General features: G+C 56.8%; 13 protein-coding genes and 1 pseudogene. 5 read left to right on the top strand and 9 right to left on the bottom strand.

Features of this window, described 5'->3' with window-relative positions; genetic code table 11:
• Window positions 1-5 precede the first annotated feature (5 nt).
• Window positions 6-1,550 (top strand): aldehyde dehydrogenase family protein, encoded by a 1,545-nt coding sequence (locus QRN85_RS05645; RefSeq protein WP_502870742.1) that lies wholly within the window; start codon window positions 6-8, stop codon window positions 1,548-1,550.
• 180 nt (window positions 1,551-1,730) lie between these two features.
• Here QRN85_RS05645 and QRN85_RS05640 read toward each other — a convergent pair whose 3' ends face one another.
• The 4 genes and pseudogenes from QRN85_RS05640 to QRN85_RS05625 form a co-directional block, all read right to left on the bottom strand.
• A complete protein-coding gene (locus tag QRN85_RS05640) occupies window positions 1,731-2,111 on the bottom strand; it encodes a RidA family protein (RefSeq protein WP_062590103.1) in 381 nt (126 codons plus the stop codon).
• A 132-nt stretch (window positions 2,112-2,243) separates the two neighbouring features.
• Window positions 2,244-3,141, bottom strand: a pseudogene (gene purU / locus QRN85_RS05635) (formyltetrahydrofolate deformylase).
• A gap of 20 nt (window positions 3,142-3,161) precedes the next feature.
• Window positions 3,162-4,052 (bottom strand): bifunctional methylenetetrahydrofolate dehydrogenase/methenyltetrahydrofolate cyclohydrolase FolD, encoded by an 891-nt coding sequence (gene folD, locus QRN85_RS05630; RefSeq protein WP_284756900.1) that lies wholly within the window; start codon window positions 4,050-4,052, stop codon window positions 3,162-3,164.
• A gap of 149 nt (window positions 4,053-4,201) precedes the next feature.
• A complete protein-coding gene (locus tag QRN85_RS05625) occupies window positions 4,202-5,479 on the bottom strand; it encodes a 2-methylserine hydroxymethyltransferase (protein WP_113098751.1) in 1,278 nt (425 codons plus the stop codon).
• A gap of 129 nt (window positions 5,480-5,608) precedes the next feature.
• Here QRN85_RS05625 and QRN85_RS05620 point away from each other — a divergent pair, with 129 nt between their 5' ends.
• A complete protein-coding gene (locus QRN85_RS05620; RefSeq protein ID WP_062590108.1) occupies window positions 5,609-6,502 on the top strand; it encodes a LysR family transcriptional regulator in 894 nt (297 codons plus the stop codon).
• 23 nt (window positions 6,503-6,525) lie between these two features.
• On the opposite strand, the gene dsdA is transcribed toward QRN85_RS05620, so the two are convergent.
• Window positions 6,526-7,842, bottom strand: coding sequence for a D-serine ammonia-lyase (gene dsdA / locus QRN85_RS05615; protein WP_284756903.1), 1,317 nt, complete (start codon window positions 7,840-7,842; stop codon window positions 6,526-6,528).
• Window positions 7,843-8,573: 731 nt separating this feature from the next.
• Here dsdA and QRN85_RS05610 point away from each other — a divergent pair.
• Window positions 8,574-10,709 (top strand): TonB-dependent receptor, encoded by a 2,136-nt coding sequence (locus tag QRN85_RS05610; protein ID WP_284756904.1) that lies wholly within the window; start codon window positions 8,574-8,576, stop codon window positions 10,707-10,709.
• A gap of 67 nt (window positions 10,710-10,776) precedes the next feature.
• Here the strand turns inward: QRN85_RS05610 and QRN85_RS05605 are convergent, their stop codons facing one another.
• From QRN85_RS05605 to QRN85_RS05590, 4 genes are read right to left on the bottom strand one after another with little or no spacing between them, the layout of a single operon-like run.
• Window positions 10,777-11,583: an ABC transporter ATP-binding protein gene (locus tag QRN85_RS05605; protein WP_284756906.1), complete on the bottom strand. Its 807-nt coding sequence runs from the start codon at window positions 11,581-11,583 to the stop codon at window positions 10,777-10,779.
• Window positions 11,576-12,553, bottom strand: a complete 978-nt coding sequence (locus QRN85_RS05600) for a FecCD family ABC transporter permease (protein ID WP_284756909.1) — start codon at window positions 12,551-12,553, stop codon at window positions 11,576-11,578. The genes QRN85_RS05605 and QRN85_RS05600 overlap by 8 nt, the downstream gene beginning before the upstream one ends.
• Entirely contained in the window at window positions 12,553-13,575 is a 1,023-nt protein-coding gene (locus QRN85_RS05595; RefSeq protein ID WP_284757233.1) for a FecCD family ABC transporter permease, read from the bottom strand. The genes QRN85_RS05600 and QRN85_RS05595 overlap by 1 nt, the downstream gene beginning before the upstream one ends.
• A gap of 1 nt (window position 13,576) precedes the next feature.
• Window positions 13,577-14,662, bottom strand: a complete 1,086-nt coding sequence (locus QRN85_RS05590) for an iron-siderophore ABC transporter substrate-binding protein (RefSeq protein ID WP_502870743.1) — start codon at window positions 14,660-14,662, stop codon at window positions 13,577-13,579.
• Window positions 14,663-15,046: 384 nt separating this feature from the next.
• On the opposite strand from QRN85_RS05590, the gene QRN85_RS05585 reads away from it, so the two are divergent.
• Window positions 15,047-16,831 carry a type I secretion system permease/ATPase gene (locus QRN85_RS05585; RefSeq protein ID WP_284757239.1) on the top strand — a complete coding sequence of 595 codons (1,785 nt, stop codon included), beginning with the start codon at window positions 15,047-15,049 and terminating at the stop codon, window positions 16,829-16,831.
• Window positions 16,824-18,131, top strand: coding sequence for an HlyD family type I secretion periplasmic adaptor subunit (locus QRN85_RS05580; RefSeq protein ID WP_284756913.1), 1,308 nt, complete (start codon window positions 16,824-16,826; stop codon window positions 18,129-18,131). The genes QRN85_RS05585 and QRN85_RS05580 overlap by 8 nt, the downstream gene beginning before the upstream one ends.
• Window positions 18,132-18,386 lie beyond the last annotated feature (255 nt).

Raw genomic sequence — 18,386 nt, 5'->3', positions numbered from 1 at the left:
GGGAGATGACGATGACAGATATGAGCACCGCGCAGGATCAGGGCGCCCGCATTGGCGAGATTTTGAAGAGTGTAGCGGGTACGACTGAGATCGGCAGCTTTGTTGACGGTCAGATGGTCAACGGCGGCGGCGATGAGTTGTCGCTGACCGATCCGTCCAGCGGCAAGGTTTTTGCGACCTTCAAGGACGCCGACCAGAGCGTTATCGATGCAGCGATGGATGCCGCAGCTAAGGCGCAGAAGGAATGGATGAAGCTGACGGCCTCCGCACGCGGACGCGTCATGTTTGAGATCGGTCGTGAAATCCGCGCTCATGCCGATCAGATCGCCGAGATCGAAAGCCGGTCCGCAGGACGCCCCATTCGCGATATTCGCGGTGAGGTGGTCAAGGTTGCCGAGATGTTCGAATATTATGCGGGCTGGTGCGACAAGATCCATGGCGAGGTCATTCCTGTGCCCACGTCTCACCTCAACTATACCCGCAATGAGCCTATTGGTGTCGTTGTCCAGATCACGCCGTGGAATGCCCCGCTGTTTACCGGCGGCTGGCAGATCGCACCGGCGATTTGCGCAGGCAATGGCGTCGTCATCAAGCCATCTGAACTCACTCCGCTCAGCACCATCCTGCTCGGCATTCTGTGCGAAAAGGCCGGTGCGCCGCGCGGGCTCGTCAATGTCATCGCGGGCCAGGGCGTTACCGCCGGACAGGCGGCTGTCACGCACTCCAAGACGGGACTGGTTGTCTTTGTCGGCTCTGCCTATGCGGGTTCCCTCATTGCATCTGCCGCCGCCAAGAGCGTTGTGCCGTGCATTCTCGAACTTGGTGGCAAGTCCGCCAATATCGTTTTTGAAGATGCCGACATCGACCGGGCCATTCTGGGCGCACAGGCCGCCATCTTCGGCGGTGCCGGGCAAAGCTGCGTGGCAGGATCAAGGCTTCTCGTCCACCGCTCCGTGCATCAGAAATTTGTTGAAAGATATGCGCAGGCCGCAAAGCGCATACCGGTCGGCAACCCGCTTCTCGATACGACGCAGATCGGCCCAATCAACAACTTGCGCCAGTGGTCGAAAATCGACGAGCTTGTGCAGAAGGGCATCGGCGAGGGGGCGACACTCGTCGCCGGTGGCGGCAAGCCGACTGAACTTCAGGAGACCGGCGGATTCTACTACGCGCCGACAATTCTGGACAATGTCTCGCCGCAGGCAACCCTTTCCAAGGAAGAAGTCTTCGGCCCTGTCGTCGGTGTAACGCCTTTCGACACTGAGGAGGAAGCCGTCGCTCTCGCCAACGACAACCCCTATGGTCTTGCAGGCGCTGTCTGGACACAGAATGTCGGCCGTGCACACCGTGTTGCTTCGCAGGTGCGTGCAGGAACCTTCTGGATCAACGGCTACAAGACGATCAGCGTGATGTCGCCATTTGGCGGCTTCGGGAAGAGCGGCTATGGCAGATCGAGCGGTAAAGATGCGCTTCTGGCATACACGCAGACCAAGAGCATCTGGGTAGAAACAGCTGCCCAGCCTGCTGTCGCTTTCGGCTACGTCGCCTGATAAATTCTGGTCTACGCATGTAAAACACCCGGCAACTGAAAAGTGCCGGGTGTTTTGCGTTCAAGGGGTCACAAATGGTTCAGCCGAAGGCCAATGTGACGTGGCAGGAATTTGTCGTATCGCCATAAAAAAAATTGGCGACTCGAAGGCCGCCAATTCGGTTTCAGCCTGTGCACGCTCTCATGGGATAGCGATAACGGCCTCGATTTCAACCTTTGCGCCCTTGGGCAGGGCTGCGACCTGATAGCAGGCGCGGGCCGGATAGGGCTTCTCGAAAAATGTCGCATAAGCCGCATTGATATCGGCAAAGGCGCCGAGGTCCGTCAGTAGAACCGTCGTCTTAACTGTGTTCGAAAGGCTGGTCCCGCCGGCTTCAGCGATGGCTGCAATGTTTCGCAAGCATTGTTGTGCCTGCGGAACCGGGTCCTCACTGTTGAATTCCCCGGTTGCCGGGTCGATCGGCAGGGCGCCGGATACGAAAAGCAGATTGCCCGTGCGGATCGCTTGCGAGAATGGGCCGACGGCGGCTGGCGCTTTGTCTGTGTGCACTTCTTGCAGCATTTGTTATCTCCGATAAAAGCTCGCCCTGGAAACCTCGCCGCTGGGCAAGGCAGCGGTCATCACGTGCCCGCCGCCTTTTCCCATCGAAAAGTTTCGACGGCCGCACCTTGGTTGGTTTATCCAGGCTCAGACTCAGCCCATGCGTTCTGACGCGTAGGAACCCGGCGATGGCGGGAAGACCACCGTCTTGTTGCCGTTGATGAAGACGCGGCCATGAATGTGCGCGTGGATGGCGCGGGCGAGAACCTGACTTTCCACGTCACGGCCAAGGCTGACATAATCTTCGGCGCTTTGTGCGTGCGTCACGCGGACAATATCCTGCTCGATGATCGGGCCCTCGTCCAGATCCGCCGTTACATAATGGGAGGTCGCACCGATGAGTTTCACGCCGCGCTCAAAGGCCTGCTTGTAGGGGTTCGCACCCTTGAAGCTCGGCAGGAAGGAGTGATGGATGTTGATGATCCGGCCGGACATCTTCCTGCACATATCATCCGACAGCACTTGCATGTAACGGGCGAGAACGATGAGTTCCGCGCCGCTTTCTTCAACGATGCGCATCTGCTCGGCTTCGGCAACCGGTTTGTTTTCCTTGGTCACCTTGATGCAGTGGAAGGGAATGTCGTGGTTTACGACGACGCGCTGATAATCCATGTGGTTGGAGATCACGCCGACGATATCGATCGGCAGCGCGCCGATCCGCCAACGGTAGAGAAGGTCATTCAGGCAGTTGGCCGAAGCGCGACACCATGAGGATGACCTTCTTCTTCTCCATTTCATCGGAGAATTCGGCGTTGGCTTCGTATTTCGCAGCAATGGCGCCGAAACCTTCACGCAGTTGGTCGAGTGTCCGGCCTTCTTCAGACTTGAAGCTGATCCGCATAAAATAGCGTCCGGTATCGGCGTCGTCGAATTGTGCGCTATCGGAGATATTGCATCCATTGTCTGCCAGATAGGATGCGATGGCTGCGGTAACGCCGCGGATAGAAGGGCAGGCGACGCGCAGGGCGTAGCGAAACTGACTGCTGGTCATGGTTCGGTTCCCGTTTGTAGTTAGGCTGCCAGCCCATGCTGGCGGCGAAATGCTGTAAGTGTGTTGGAAAGCAGGCAGGCAATCGTCATAGGTCCCACTCCGCCCGGAACGGGAGTAATGGCTCCGGCATGGCCCGCTTCATCATAGGCGACATCGCCGACGATCCGCGATTTACCGTCCTGAACGATCCGGTTGATGCCGACGTCGATGACCACGGCGCCGGGCTTGATCCAGTCGCCGCGCACAAGGCCGGGACGGCCTACGGCAACGACGAGGATATCGGCAGCTCTGCACAGTTCCTGAGTATTGCGGGTCTTGGAATGCACGATCGTGACCGTGCAATTGGCGTTGAGCAGCATCTGCGCCATCGGCTTGCCGACGATGTTGGATTTTCCGATAACGACCGCGTTCAATCCCGCCAGATTGTCACCGAGCCGGTCCTTCAGCAGCATCATGCAGCCAAGCGGCGTGCAGGGAACGAGCGCTGGCTGACCGGTGGCAAGGCGGCCGGCATTGGCGATGTGGAAGCCATCGACATCCTTGTCGGGATTGATGGCCTGGATGACCGCGCTCGGATCAAGATGCTTTGGCAAGGGTAACTGCACCAGAATGCCGTGAACCTGCGGGTCGGTGTTGAGCCGTTCGATCAGGGACATCAACTCCGACTGCGAAGTCTCGGCCGGTAGCCGGTGTTCGAAGGAATTCATCCCGGCAGCTACGGTCTGGCGGTGCTTGGAGCCCACATAAACCGCGCTTGCCGGATCATCGCCCACGAGCACGACGGCCAGGCCAGGGACTTTGCCGGTTTCGGTCAGCAGGCCAGCGACATCGCTCTTGAGGTGCTCGAGCATACCGGCTGCAAAAGCCTTGCCGTCGATGACGTTTGCTTGTTGAAGTCTGTCCATTCCCATGTCGTTGTCTTTCCTGAGAGCGAAGATTGGCCTGAAAGCGAAGAGCGGCCTGAGAGCGAAGAGTGGATGCATCAGGCAGGTATGAAGATGCCGCGCGTGCAGGCTGCCCGCGCGGCATACATCAAGCGTTCGGGCGATGAGATCTTGTATCAGTGGCCGTAGACGGGGAAACGGCGGGTCAGGTCGGCAACAACTGCCTTGGCACCTTCAACCACGTCGTCTGCCTTGCCTGCAGCTTCAGCATCGATCAAATCAGCGATGACGTTGCCCAATGCCTTGAACTCGCCTTCCTTAAGACCACGCGTCGTGGCGGCTGATGTTCCCAGGCGCATGCCTACCCATTCAGCCGGACGTGGGCTGTCGCCAGGGATCGGGTTCTTGTTCGATGTGATGTTGGCACGCGCCAGAACCACCTCGACCTGCTTGCCGTTCAAGCCCTTGCTGGAAAGATCGAGCAGCACGATATGCGTATCCGTTCCGCCTGACACGATGCGGATGCCGCGCTCGATGAGCGTGTCGGCAAGTACCCGCGCATTCGCCTTGACCTGATGGGCATAGACCTTGAAATCGTCGCGAAGTGCTTCGCCGAGGCAGACGGCTTTCGCGGCCAGAACGTTGCTGTGCAGGGAGCCCTGAACGCCTGGGAATACGGCTGCCTGGAGTTTCTTGAACCACTCTTCGTTGTTGGTCAGAATAAGACCACCACGTGGTCCGCGCAGCGTCTTCGTCGTGGTGCAGGTCACGATATCGGCATGTGGAAACGGCGATGGGTGAGCGCCACCTGCCACGAGACCGGCGATATGCGCCATATCGACCATGAAGTAAGCGCCGACCTTCTTTGCGATCTTCGCCATGCGCTCGAAGTCGAGTTCGCGCGGATAGGCCGAGCCGCCCGTAATCAGCAGCTTTGGACGAACCTCTTCGGCAATCCGTTCCATCTCGTCATAATCGATGACTTCGTTCTGCGGATTGACATTGTAGTTGTGGGCCTCGAACCAGCGACCGGACAGGTTGGCCTTCATGCCGTGCGACAGGTGGCCACCGGCTGCCAGATCGAGCGCAAGAACCTTCTCGCCCGGCTTCATCAGAAGGAAGAACACGGCCAGATTGGCCTGGGTGCCGGAGTGAGGCTGGACGTTGGCATAAGCGCAGTTGAACAATTGCTTGGCGCGGTCGATCGCCGCCTGTTCCACCACATCGACAAATTCGCCGCCGCCATGGAAGCGGTTGCCGGGGTAGCCTTCCAGCGTCTTGTTCGTCATCTCATGGCCGAGTGCGTCGAGCACCGCGCGGCTGACAATGTTTTCAGATGCGATAAGCTCGATCTGGTTCTGCTGGCGGTCTCGCTCATTTGCAAGCGCGCCTGCAACGAGAGGATCACGCTCCTCGACACTGGTTGCGAAAAAAGCCTTTGCCACGTTGTCCATGGTCCCTCTCAAAAAGTTCCGTTTTCCTTGAGATGAGAAACTAAAGTGGAGAACGATCCAGAAAAAGTTAATAATATTTTCTTATAGCGTAAGCTGTGCTAATCATTTTCCGTCACCGGGAGAGAAATCATGGACGTTGGCCGACTGCGTGCGCTCAGAGAATTGTCGATCCGAAAAACAATGGCGGCTGTGGCAGAAGCGCTTTACGTATCCCCTTCTGCGGTGTCCCAGCAAATTGCATTGCTGGAAGAAGAGGTTGGCATAAAGCTGATAGAGCGGCGCGGACGCGGGGTCGTCATGACACTGGCGGGCCAGAAGCTCGTGGAGCGTGCGGAAAAAATACTGACGGAAATCGAATCCGCCAAGGTCGATATCTCTGAGCTGAAAAGCGTGATCTCGGGCGAGTTGCGCGTAGCCGCATTTCCATCCGTTGCGGCCGCACTCATTCCGAAGGTCGTGCGTCAGCTGTCGGAAATCCACCCTCATCTCACCATCCAGTTCGAGGAAATGGAGCCGGAGGAAAGCGTTGCGGCACTTCGCAGTTGGCATACGGACATAGCCATCATCGATGACCTCAACATGCCAACAGGCGCGCTGGACCCGAACATAGAAACCATCTACCTGACCGAAGATGTATTCAATGTGATGGTATCCAAAGACCACAAGCTTGCCGAGCAGCCGACCGTAAAACTGAAGTCACTCCGTGACGAACGGTGGGCAATCGACACGGCCTCGGAAACCTACAACAGCATGCTGGTGGAGGCGTGCCGGTCCGTTGGCTTCAAGCCCAACATTGTTGCGCGCTGTAAGGGCTTTGAAGTCACCATTGCCATGATCCGCGAAAACTACGGCATCTCGATGCTGCCGGGTCTGCGCGCCAGCCACGACCTTGAAGACGTATGGGTATGCAAGGTCGTGCCGGAGATCAGGCGCAAGATCTTCTTGGCGTTCCGCAAATCAGAGAAACGAAGCCAGGCGATACAGATTTTCATCGATCACATGATGGCGAAATCAAAGCCCTGAATGGCGGATTGAATAGGCAGCTCTCAGGCCGCCAAAGCCCTCTCAAGGAACGATTCGTACTGGTCCTGTGGCACGAACAGGCCGCCGGTTGTCCAGACCACATGGGTCGCCTTTCGCATATCGCTTATGCCCTGCTGTTGGCAAAACTTTTGGCCGGAGCGATGATTGACGAGGAAATCAGGCCCGGCGAAGGCCGCCGCCGCCGATGGCTCCAGTCGAATGTTCTGCGTTTCGTGGGAAAGGCGCAACCAGCGAAAAAGATCGGCGTCTTTGACCGTGAACACGCCCGCGAGCATGTTGCGCATGACCCTTGCGACAAAGGCTGACATTCTGGCAACGGCCATTCCGTCGGCTTCCGTGCGGTTCGTCAATCCCACGTCATAGACAGATACGAGTTCTTCCGAACCGCTCATCATGTGAACCATGGCACAGGGAGACTCGACGGGTTCTACGAAAAAGCAGTGTACGTTATCACCAAATACTTTTTTGGCACCATATGTCACACCGCCCGGCGCGCCGCCGATTCCGCAAGGCAAATAAAGGAAAAGCGGATGTTGCGCGTCCACCACGATCCCAAGAGCGTGGAGTTGCTCGGCAAGTTCCGATGCCGCAACGCTGTAACCGAAAAACAATTGTTGAGATTGCTCATCGTCCACGAAATAAATCGAGGAATCCTGTTCTGCCTCCAGCCGGGCGTTCTCCACAGCGACCGTGTAGTCGGCCTGATGCTGGACGACATCGACGCCGAGCTTGGTAAGCCGTTCAACTTTCCACGGCTTTGCGTCCGAAGACATGTGAACGGTAGCCCTGAAGCCAAGCGCGCGTGCAGCAACGCCAACGCTAAGACCGAGGTTGCCGGTACTCCCAACGGCGATGGTGTATTTGGAAAAGAGTTCTTTCGCGTCTTTTTCGGAAAGCTTGCGGATATCATCGTTCTTTCCAAGGATTCCCTCACGGATTGCAAGAGATTCCGCAAACAAGAACACCTCATACACCCCGCCGCGCGCTTTTATCGAGCCCGCCACGGGAAGAGCGTTGTCGGCTTTGACCAGCACCCTGCCGAACGCCTCGCTGCCGTAACCAAGTGCCTCGCGAAGTGCCGTCAACTCAATGAGATCCGAACGAATGGCGCCTCCGCTGGCCTCAAGCTCTGGAAAACAGGTCTGAAGCAAGGGTGCAAGTCGTTCCCAGTTCGCCTTCGCCTCGTCCACGAGCTGTGGCCGAACAGGAAGATGAGCGTCATTGATCGACCCGTTTCGATACTCGGTGTTTAGCCACAGCGTGGGACGCGAAGCCAGAACATCTTCGCGGGCTGGGTCGTCTGGTAGCGTTATTGTCATGTCCAACCTTCAATTGTATATCTAGCCGTGTCAGCTAAATCGAACCCGGATGCTTCGGTGCATGGTTGCCCGAAATTTAAGATGAAAGCCCACCATCTGCATCCTCTTTCCCGAACATTAGACACCGTCATCCGCGAATAAAAGTTAATACTTTTTTGTGATTACATTACCTCTTCTAATCAATCGCTCGCGATCGGGTCTCTACATTGAGATAATTTGGTCCTCACAAAAGGCCCCCGAAATCTTAGAGCGAGATTGGTCGCCGCCATCGGAAAATCGATCTTGCGAGCGCCATAGAACCGACGTCACAAATGGGCAGGACTGCTTCAGGATGAGGTCGAACTGATAGGTTCGCCGAGGTGCTGCTTCTGCGATGCTCTCCAGAGAGCGTGAATCCAGATGGCTGGTTTATGCCTCGCGCTTGCAACAGATGGGTCTTTCGAAGAGCAGTGAGCCACTGCAGAACATCGGCACCTTCTCATTCTCGCGTGAAACGAGCATAGTTCGAACGGTCGACATTTTTCTCCGCGTTCCCTGAGGCATCCGCAAGACGCAGATGCATATGGCCTCCTGCTGGTCCGGCGGACAATAGTCTGTTCTTCAGGGGCCTGTAATATGATGCAGATTTGCAACGCTCGGATGTTGTAAGGTCAAGTTGCAATAAGGTGATTGAAATACTCATCTTTCATCGATTAGTTACCCCTCACTAGGGTTACTGGTGTGAGGGGATAATGACATTTTTTAATAATTTGCGGTCACTTCGTGGCTCGACGGCCATTGCCATAGTGGCAGGGGCAGTTTCTATCGGGCCGGGCACGCCGATTGCGATGGCTCAGGATGCTGCGACGACTGAAGAGGATACAACGACACTTCCAACGATCGTCGTTACCGGGGAAAAATTTGGACGCGATCAGTTTACTACCTTCACAAGTGTCGAAGTTTTTACGGGTGGAGAGCTTCATGATCTCGTCCGGCCGACACTCAATGATGCGCTGAACAGCGCGCCCAACATCCGCTCATTTTTGAGCGGCGAAGGTAATTCTGACATTGTAATTCGCGGTCTAAGCTCCGAGGGTGTAACCGCTCCGAGCCGCTCGAACCCGGTCATTTCTGTGGTGGTGGACGGTGCGGAACAGGGTGTTGAGGCAACGCGGCGTGGAACGCGAGGCGTCTGGGATGTCGAGCAAGTCGAGGTTCTGCGTGGCCCGCAATCCACTATACAGGGGCGCAATGCCCTCGCGGGCTCGGTCGTCATCAAGACGAAAGATCCGACCTATACTCCGGAAGCAAGTTTTGAAGGCGTGACTGGAACTGACAAATACAGATCGGGCGCCTTTGCCGTTTCAGCACCGATCGTCAAGGACGAATTGGCATTTCGTATCGCGGGACAAGTCTTCCGTGGAGAAAACGGTATCCACTATGTCGATCCGTCTATTTCAGATGTAGGCGAAAACGAATTCGAGGAAATTCGCGGCAAGCTGCTGTGGGAACCAGCCGAATGGGCCGGATTTAAGGGCCTTTTCACTGTCAGCCGCACACATGACAAACCGGCATGGGGGGCTGTGAGCGGTCCTGACTTCTTCGCTAGACGTTTCGATGCCACGACTGCAGAACGGCGGGATACATACGTCAACCGTTACATCGCCGACTTGAGTTATGAATTTAACGAAGACTGGAAAATACAGTCGATTACCTCCTTCGTAGACACGGATGTGGATATCAACTCTCCTCGGACTTCGACGCTTACGGCGTTTCAATTCATTCGCGACGACACGCGTGAGGGCGGTGATTTCTCCCAGGATATCCGCTTGACCTACGGATCGGAAGATTCGCAGTTTTCGGGTGTCTTCGGTGTTTTTGCGGGCCGATCCACCTTCGATCTCGATTCGAACATTCAGGCGGTTGCAGACCCGTCCATTCCGTTCATCCTGCCATTTCAGCTGCTACAGGCAAAGAACGAAAGCGAGACAGTCGCGCTCTATGCGGACACCCGCTACGAGTTCGTCGATCGCTGGACGTTGCTGTCGGGTGGACGTTTGGTTCATGACAAAGTCTCGGCAAATTACACGGGGAGCCTTCTCGATATTTCCACGTTCGGGTACGTCCCTCTTACCGAAAACAATTCGGTTTCAAACACCGAGTTCCTGCCGAAGATCGGCCTGGCCTTCGAATTGGACGAGAATCAAAATCTGGCCGCGACCGCCACTAAAGGCTACAGACCGGGCTTCTCTGAGCTTGTGATTGGCACCACGACAGTCAACAAAGTCGACCCTGAAACTCTCTGGGCCTATGAACTTGCCTACCGTTCCAAGTGGCTGGAAGACAGGCTGCAGGTTAACGGCAACATCTTCTACTACGATTATAAGAACCAACAGGTTCCGCTTGAATTCGACCCTCGCTTCCCTGGCCAAACAATCAGCCTCAATGCTGCGGAATCGCATTCCTACGGTGCGGAACTCGACATTCGCTACAGTTTCGATAATGGCCTAGAGCTGTTTGGTGGCTTGGGTCTGATGAAAACAAAATTCGATAAGGGCGACTTCGCAGGCAACGAGTTTCCCGAAGCACCGTCTCTCACCGCCTCTTTCGGTGGCATTTACAAGCATGAGAGCGGTCTCTTCGCAGGTGGCGACGTGTCCTTCACCGATGGCTACTACAGCAAAGGCGACGTCAACAATCTGCGGTCGCTTGATTCGTTTACTGTCTTGAACGCAAACGTTGGCTACGAGAAAGACAACTTCAAGATCACTGCCTTTGCCCAAAACCTTCTGGATGAAGAGTATCTGACCTCGATTGCGACCAATGGACAAACCGCCACAGTCGGCGAAGGTCGATCATTCGGCATACGCGTAAACGCCACCTTCTGAACAATCTGACAAGCCCTTCAGGCTTCTTCAAACCCGCCAGGCCGTCCAGCTTGGCGGGTTTTTCGTTCTACGGGGTAACGTCATCCACGGGAACGCAGATCGGAGCCTTGCTCTGCGGTTCGATCATGATCGTCACATCCACATCGAAGACGCGCTTGACCGTTTCTGGTGTCAGGACATCGGCGGGTGCACCTTCGGCGACAATTGCACCCTGTTTCAAAAGGACGAGATTGTCAGCGTAGCGGGCCGCCTGATTGAGGTCGTGCAGGACCGCAACGACGGTCACGCCGCGTTCCCGAACAAGCTTTTGCGCCAGACGCAGCGTATCGATCTGATGGGATAGGTCGAGAAACGTGGTGGGTTCGTCGAGCAAGAGAACGCTGGTTCGTTGCGCCAGGGTCATCGCAATCCAGGCGCGCTGTCGCTGGCCGCCCGAGAGAGTATCAAATGTCTCGCCCGCCAGATGTGCCGTGTCGGTCACCGCGAGCGCCTCTTCGCAGGCTTCGTCGTCCTCCTTCGTCCAGCGGCCAAAAAGGCTACGATGCGGATAACGGCCCTGCCTGACCAGATCCTTCACCGACATGCCCTCTGGTGCCGACTGATTTTGGGAAAGAAGCCCGATATGTTGCGCCAGTTCCCTTCGCCCAAACGTCGAAATCGAGCGGCCGTTCATCATCACGCTGCCGTGCTGTGGCCGGATAAGACCAGCCAAGGCACGCAACAGGGTCGATTTTCCGCAGCCATTGGGACCGAGAAGCACCGTGAAGGCCGCTTCAGGAACGGAAAAATCGAGTTTGCGCAGGATAAGCCTTGCACCGTAGCCGATCGAAGCCTCGTGCGTTTGAAGGATAGGGAGGCCAGACTGTTCAGACATTTCTCTTCCGCCACATGAGATAAGCAAAGAATGGCGCCCCCAGAATAGCCGTCATCAAACCGACGGGCAGCGGCGCTGGCGTAAACAATGTGCGCGCCGCAAGGTCAGCTCCCACCACCAGAAGTCCGCCAGAAAGTGCCGTGACCGGCAGCATGAGGCCATGAGAATGCCCGACGAGCGAGCGAGCAATGTGCGGCGCGATGAGACCCACGAATGCCAACAGACCGGCCGCAGCCACTGCGGCACCAGACAGGACCGCGCAAAGGACGAACATCACGGCACGGATCAGTTCGACGCGTTGCCCTCGCGCCCTTGCGGTCTCGTCGCCCAAGATCAGCAGGTCCATTTCCCGCGCGATCAGGGCACTGCCCGCCATGCCGATCGTGAGCCATGTCGCAAGCGTGCGGATTTTATCCCAGGTGCTGTTATAGATGCTGCCGGAAAGCCAGACCATCGCGCGCTGCACCGCCTGGGGCTCTCCGAAGGTCGAGATGAAGTTTGCTCCGGCCCCGGCGAGCGAACTGAGGCCAATGCCGATGAGAATGATGCGCAGCGAAGAGCTGCCGCTGTTCCATGACAGGGCATAGATCGCGAGCGACATTGCGAGGGCTCCGGCAAAAGCAAGCCACGACAGCAGGTGTGTGGGAGGCACCTCAAACCTGACGATGACGATGACCGCTGCAAGGGCCGCGCCGGCATTGACGCCGATCAGACCCGGTTCCGCCAATGGATTTCGCAGCACTGACTGGGCAATCATGCCCGCAACGGCAAGCGACGCGCCAACAAGGAAGCCCATGACGAACCTTGGAAGACGAATATCGCGAATAATCTGTATGGACTGTGCATCCGCCGCCGAACTGTCGGTGAGGACCGCAAGGATCTGCGCCATTTCGATATGGTGGTCGCCAATCGCCAGAGCCGCAAACAGCATGGCGACGGATAAGCCCAACAGGATGAGAACGCTGCGCATCAACCGATCCCACCGGCGCGCGACCGCGCCAGCCAGATGAAGAATGGCGCGCCCACCAGGGCAAGCGTCACGCCAACCGGGACGTCGATACCGGTCAGACTTCGTTGCAGACCGTCCGCCATAACAACCAGTAAGGCCCCCGAAAGCGCACAGAAAGGCAAGATCCAGCGATAATCGGTGCCGAGGCTCAAGCGTACCATGTGTGGCACCACAAGTCCGACAAACCCTATAGGGCCTGCCAGTGCGACCGAACTTCCTGCCATCAGGACCACCAGGGCTCCCGCAACAAGTCTCCATAACAGGACATTCTGCCCCACCGCTTGCGCGACATCCGCCCCGAGACTGAGCGTCGTCACCTCCCTTGCAAGCAGCAGAGTGGCGGCGACTCCAGCAAGCGCAAAGGGCGCAACGGCTGCGACGGAAGCCATTTCCTTCCCGGTCAATGAACCAACCGACCACAATCTGATGATGTCAATGGCCTTCATGTCAAAGATCAGGATGGATGCGCATATCGAGGCGAGGAAAACGCTCAGCACTGCGCCCGACAGGGCAAGCTTCACAGGCGTTACACCCGATGCGCCCGCTGACGCGATCACGTAGACGATGGCCCCGGCGACAGCGGCGCCTCCGAAAGCAAACCAAAGGAAGACAAGCGGCGATTGAGCGTCGAATAAGACGATGGAAATAACCACGGCAAAGGCGGCACCTGCGCTTATGCCCAGCAAATCCGGGGAAGCCAATGGATTGTTCGTAACCGCCTGCATCAGGGCTCCGGCCACACCCAGCGTCGAACCCACGATGATGGCGGCAAGAACGCGCGGAAGCCTGATTGTGGAGATAACCAGATCCTGATGGGTTGTTCCCTCTGAAATGATCGCAGACAATGCATCGCTGAGTGATATCGCGGTGGTCCCTATGGTCAGTGACCACAGGCTTAAAGTAGCAAGCAGCAATGCCAGCAGGCCGAAAGCAACAATCCGTGTCGCAGGGATGTTACGCCCCGCCGACTTGATGACCTCCATGTCAGGGCCTCGGGATGATGTAGGTTTCGATGTCATCGAGAACCTTGTTGGCCGAAGCTAGACCGCTGAACTCCATCCAGGTCGCTGCGTCCACGCGGTAGACGCGGCCCGCTTTCACAGCTGGCAGCATTTTCCAGAACGGACTGGCGAGCACCGCCTCATGCCTGCCGCTGGTGGCTGAATCGTTGGATCCGCCAACGATATAGAGCAGGATATCTCCATCCAGCCCAGCCAACCCCTCGAAATCAAGGCGTTTCGTACCGACCTTCTTTTCGGATGTTTCGAAATCCGTGCGCTTGACACCTGCCTCTCGCAGCACCTCAAACGGTGCCCATGCGTCCGGTTCATCGAGGTAGACCTGGAATTCCCAAGGCGTGATGCGAACGACGGAGACGCGCAAATCCTTTGGAATCCGCTCGCGAACAGCCGCAACGCGTTTTTCATAGTCAGCGAAGCGATCTTCGATTTTACCGTCGACGCCGGCGACGTTTGCCAGCGTGCGATAATATTCTTTCCAGTTCGCCCCAGTCAGCAGTGCCGTGGGTGCCAGCCGCGATGCCATCTGGTACGCTTCCTCACCCAGGAAGTCGCTGCCAATGATGAGATCGGGCTGAAGCGCGACGATTTTTTCAATGCTGGGCTCCATGAAAGACCCGAGATCCACCACACCCGCAGCCTCGGCTTTTGCTTTCAGATCTTTATCGCTCATCCCGAAAAGCGGCGCGCCGACGACAGGCAGGCCAAGCTCCAGTGCTATGCCAAGGCTGAACGTCGGGACAAGGGAAACGATACGCTTCGGCTCCTTGGGCGCACAGAGAGGCGGATGGAGAAAAGCGCCTTGCTGGATAAGCCTGCCGTCGCATTGGGCGAAAACAGGGGTAGACAGCATAATACCTAGTAAAGCCCAAACGACGACTCGCATGAAGAACCTAAATATGAGGTTTGTGTTCATGTTAATTAGCCCGCCGAGCCGGCCGGCGCAATATGGAGAGAGCAGCGTGATGCAACCACAAAACCCTTGCACCGACCGGTGCTGCACATAGAGCACAGCTGCCGGCAGACCGCTGCCCGTATCCTTGAAGTGCAATTCGTCTCATCCGCTCCTTTCTCGAAAAAAACCGGCGTTTGACCGCGTTCATTCCGGCAGAGGCGTCTCGGATGTGACGGCTGTCGATGCATGGTTTGTGGCGGTCCTTATTCCGCGATACCTGAATTCGTAGTCACACGGTATCGGGGTTTACAGGCTGCCCGGTGGGGCTATTTTCGAGGCTAGCTCGCGTGTCGATGTGTGGTCAGTGTGGCGGAGCCGGGCGAAGGAGTTCGGTAGCCGTGCTGCATGACGGGGCGAGTGTGGAAACGGGCCTTCCCGGTGATGCCGGTAGCGCCATTGTCTTTGCCTGAATTCGTGGAAATCAAAGTGTTCGGATCGTTCCAGCATTCTCTTTCGCAGTCAGATGCGGATGCCGACGCTATGTCGTTGAAATGGGTCATTCTGGCGATTGCGTTGATCAGCGGCGTTGTCAACGTGCTGGCACTGACCTCGCCGCTTTTCATGCTGCAGGTTTATGACCGGGTTCTGGCGAGCGGAAGTGTGGAGACACTGGTCGGATTGGCGATCCTTGCCACGGGCATGTTTGTCATCCAGGCGGGTCTCGATATTATCCGTGCCCGCATCCTGCTTCGTATCGGTGAAGCCTTCGATGCCAGTTTGTCGAAGCGCGTCCATGACGCTGTCGTTCGGTTGCCGCTTTTGGGGCACTCTCCGCGAGATGGGCTGCAGCCGTTGCGGGACATGGATAATGTTCGCAGCTTCCTGGCCGGTTCGGGGCCAACCGCGTTTTTCGACCTGCCCTGGATGCCGCTCTATCTGTTCATTTGCTTCGCGTTCCATTTCTGGATTGGAATGACCGCGCTAGTGGGCGCCATTTGTCTCATTGCCCTGACGCTTCTGACGAACCTTTTTTCTCGCAAATCCATCCGCGAGGTGACGGCGCAGAACATGCAGCGCAATGGCCTTCTTGAGGATGCCAGACGCAATGCCGAGATTACTCGGGCGATGGGCATGGGCAAGCGCGTTGCGTTTCGCTGGGCAAGAGTTAACCGCGCTTATCTGGATGCCAACCGAAAGGCCGGTGACGTTTCTGGCGCGTTTGGAAGCATCTCCAGAATGGCGCGCCTGATGTTGCAGTCGGCAATTCTGGGTGTCGGTGCCTATCTTGTCATTCGCCAGGAAGCGAGTGGCGGGGTGATGATTGCAAGCTCCATCATGATGGGGCGGGCGCTGGCACCGGTCGATCTGCTGATTGCCAGCTGGAAGCCACTGTTGATGGCTCGGCAAAGCTGGGCGCGACTGAAGGACTTGCTGACGAAAATCCCGAGGGACAGTGCGATGACGCCTCTGCCTGCGCCGCAAAGGGAACTGCGCGCCGAGGCTCTCATCATCGTGCCTCCCGGTGAAAAAAAACCGACGGTAACCGGTGTGCAATTCATTTTGGGCGCCGGAAGTGCGCTGGGCGTTATCGGTGCCTCGGGCTCGGGCAAATCCACCCTGGCACGCGTGCTTGCCAATGCCTGGGTGCCCGCCTCCGGCAAGGTCCGGCTTGATGGCGCAAGCCTCGACCAATGGGAGCCGGAACGTCTGGGCTCCCACATCGGATACCTGCCGCAGGATGTGGCACTGTTCGATGGCACGATTGCTGAAAACATTTCTCGCTTTGATGACGAAGCAGATCCCGCTGCGCTCGTTGCTGCGGCAAAGGCTGCAGGTGCGCACGATATGATCCTGCGTTTTGACAAGGGTTACGAAACGCGCGTGGGCGAGGCCGGTTCGGCACTGTCTTCCGGTCAACGACAGCGGATCGGTCTTGCGCGGGCGCTCTATCGCGATCCCTTCATCGTGGTGCTGGACGAGCCCAATGCCAATCTCGATGCCGATGGCGAAGCTGCTGTCGTTGCCGCCATCGCCGCGGTGCGTTCGCGGCGCGGCATCGCCATCGTCATCGCACATCGGCCAAGCGCGATGGCCGCGGTTGATCTCGTTCTGGTCATGGAAAATGGGCAGCAACGTGCGTTCGGCCCTCGCGACGAGGTTTTGTCCAGGGTCTTGAAAAAGGACGGGCAAGGGGATGTCCCACGGCAAGGATACCAAGCCTCTGGCCACGGCGTGATGCCGATCCGCGCCGTGGCGAGGGGTGAGGCAAAAGTGCCCGACTTGCAATTGGCCGAGGTGAAGGCGAGGGAACCCAGCGATGTCTGAAACCAAGCCCTTTGATCTTCAACGCTCCCTGCGCAGGCATCTCCAGGCCGGTGTCTTCGTTGGCGCGCTTCTGGTCTGCGGGGTGGGTGCCTGGGCGTCGACAATCGTGCTGTCCGGCGCCATCGTGGCGCCTGGGCAATTCGTGGTCGAATCCTATGTCAAAACCGTCCAGCATCCAACGGGCGGGGTGGTCGGTGAAATTCTGGTAAAGGAAGGCGATCAAGTCAAAGCCGGTCAGGTCGTCATGCGGCTGGACGCAACGCAGGCCCATGCCAGCCTCTCCATTGTCAGCAAAAGACTCGATGAGCTAAAGGCGAGACTGGCAAGGCTGGAAGCCGAGCGGGATGATGCGCCGAATATCGCCTTTCCCGAAGACATGACGGCTCGCCTTGATGATTCCGATGTTGCGTCTGCGCTGCGTAGTGAGGAGCGGCTCTTTCAGTTCCGTAAGGCTGCCCGCGATGGCAAGCAGGCGCAATTGCAGGAGCGCGTCGCGCAATTCCAACACGAAATTGAGGGGCTGAGGGCGCAGGAAGCTGCATATGCCGACGGAATCGACGTGTTGAACCGCGAAATCACGTCGTTAAGCGGGCTTAGGCAGCAGGGTGTGGTTTCGGATCAAAGGTTGAATGGCCTGAAAACGCAGATTGCCACTTTCGGAGGAGAGCGCGGCGAGAAGATTGCCTATCAGGCTCAGGTGCACGGGCGCATCGCAGAGACAAGGCTTCAGATACTCCAGATCGAGCAGGATTTGAAATCGGAAGTCAGTCGAGAATTGCGTGAGGTGCAGGGGCAGATCGGTGAGTATGTCGAGCGGAAGGTGTCTGCCGAGGATACGTTGAAACGGATCGATATCGTTGCGCCACAGTCTGGTACGGTCCATCAGCTTGCCGTTCACACCGTGGGTGGCGTGATTGGCCCGGCAGAAAAGATCATGTCGATCGTGCCAGCCGAAACGGATATGGCGCTGGAAGTGCAGATCGCGCCAAAGGACATCGATCAGATTAGTCCTGGACAGGCAGCTCAGTTGCGCATGTCTGCATTTAACCAGCGAACCACGCCAGAGCTATCGGCGCATGTTACGCGCATTCCCGCTGACCTCACCACGAATGAAAGGACCGGCGCTTCCTACTATGTCGCACGACTAAAGGTTGATTCACACGAGCTGGAAAAGCTGGGCAATCTTCGGCTTGTACCGGGAATGCCTGCCGAAGCGATGATCAAAACTGGGGAAAGAACAGCTTTCTCATACCTCCTGAAGCCACTATCGGACCAGATAAACCGGGCGTTCAAAGAATGATCAAAGCAAACTCTAAAATATGCAACCTATTGATTTTTATTATTTATGTATCGCAAAAATAGTATTTTACCTGGTTTTCCGAAGCTGAAAATTAGTTTTATTCACCAACGTATTTATGCCTAAGCTATTTAAATCATTTTGTTATTTGGCAATTATTCAATTTGTTAACCTCGTTTAAATCAGTTTTATTGAAACTCGCCTCCCATAAGTCGCTTCATGAGGAAGTGGCCACTTTAACGACAGCCCGATGATAGC

It is taken from the genome of Agrobacterium sp. fls2-241-TYG-188a, from assembly GCF_030209845.1.
The sequence above is the reverse complement of the archived record's forward strand: the minus strand, read 5'-3'. Positions and strand labels throughout refer to the sequence as shown.

Bases quoted from the DNA above. Each gene is read 5' to 3' on its own strand.
- QRN85_RS05645 (WP_502870742.1), top strand. From the start codon at position 6: ATGACGATGACAGATATGAGCACCGCGCAGGATCAGGGCGCCCGCATT.
- QRN85_RS05640 (WP_062590103.1), bottom strand. From the start codon at position 2,111: ATGCTGCAAGAAGTGCACACAGACAAAGCGCCAGCCGCCGTCGGCCCA.
- folD (WP_284756900.1), bottom strand. From the start codon at position 4,052: ATGGGAATGGACAGACTTCAACAAGCAAACGTCATCGACGGCAAGGCT.
- QRN85_RS05625 (WP_113098751.1), bottom strand. From the start codon at position 5,479: ATGGACAACGTGGCAAAGGCTTTTTTCGCAACCAGTGTCGAGGAGCGT.
- QRN85_RS05620 (WP_062590108.1), top strand. From the start codon at position 5,609: ATGGACGTTGGCCGACTGCGTGCGCTCAGAGAATTGTCGATCCGAAAA.
- dsdA (WP_284756903.1), bottom strand. From the start codon at position 7,842: ATGACAATAACGCTACCAGACGACCCAGCCCGCGAAGATGTTCTGGCT.
- QRN85_RS05610 (WP_284756904.1), top strand. From the start codon at position 8,574: ATGACATTTTTTAATAATTTGCGGTCACTTCGTGGCTCGACGGCCATT.
- QRN85_RS05605 (WP_284756906.1), bottom strand. From the start codon at position 11,583: ATGTCTGAACAGTCTGGCCTCCCTATCCTTCAAACGCACGAGGCTTCG.
- QRN85_RS05600 (WP_284756909.1), bottom strand. From the start codon at position 12,553: ATGCGCAGCGTTCTCATCCTGTTGGGCTTATCCGTCGCCATGCTGTTT.
- QRN85_RS05595 (WP_284757233.1), bottom strand. From the start codon at position 13,575: ATGGAGGTCATCAAGTCGGCGGGGCGTAACATCCCTGCGACACGGATT.
- QRN85_RS05585 (WP_284757239.1), top strand. From the start codon at position 15,047: ATGTCGTTGAAATGGGTCATTCTGGCGATTGCGTTGATCAGCGGCGTT.
- QRN85_RS05580 (WP_284756913.1), top strand. From the start codon at position 16,824: ATGTCTGAAACCAAGCCCTTTGATCTTCAACGCTCCCTGCGCAGGCAT.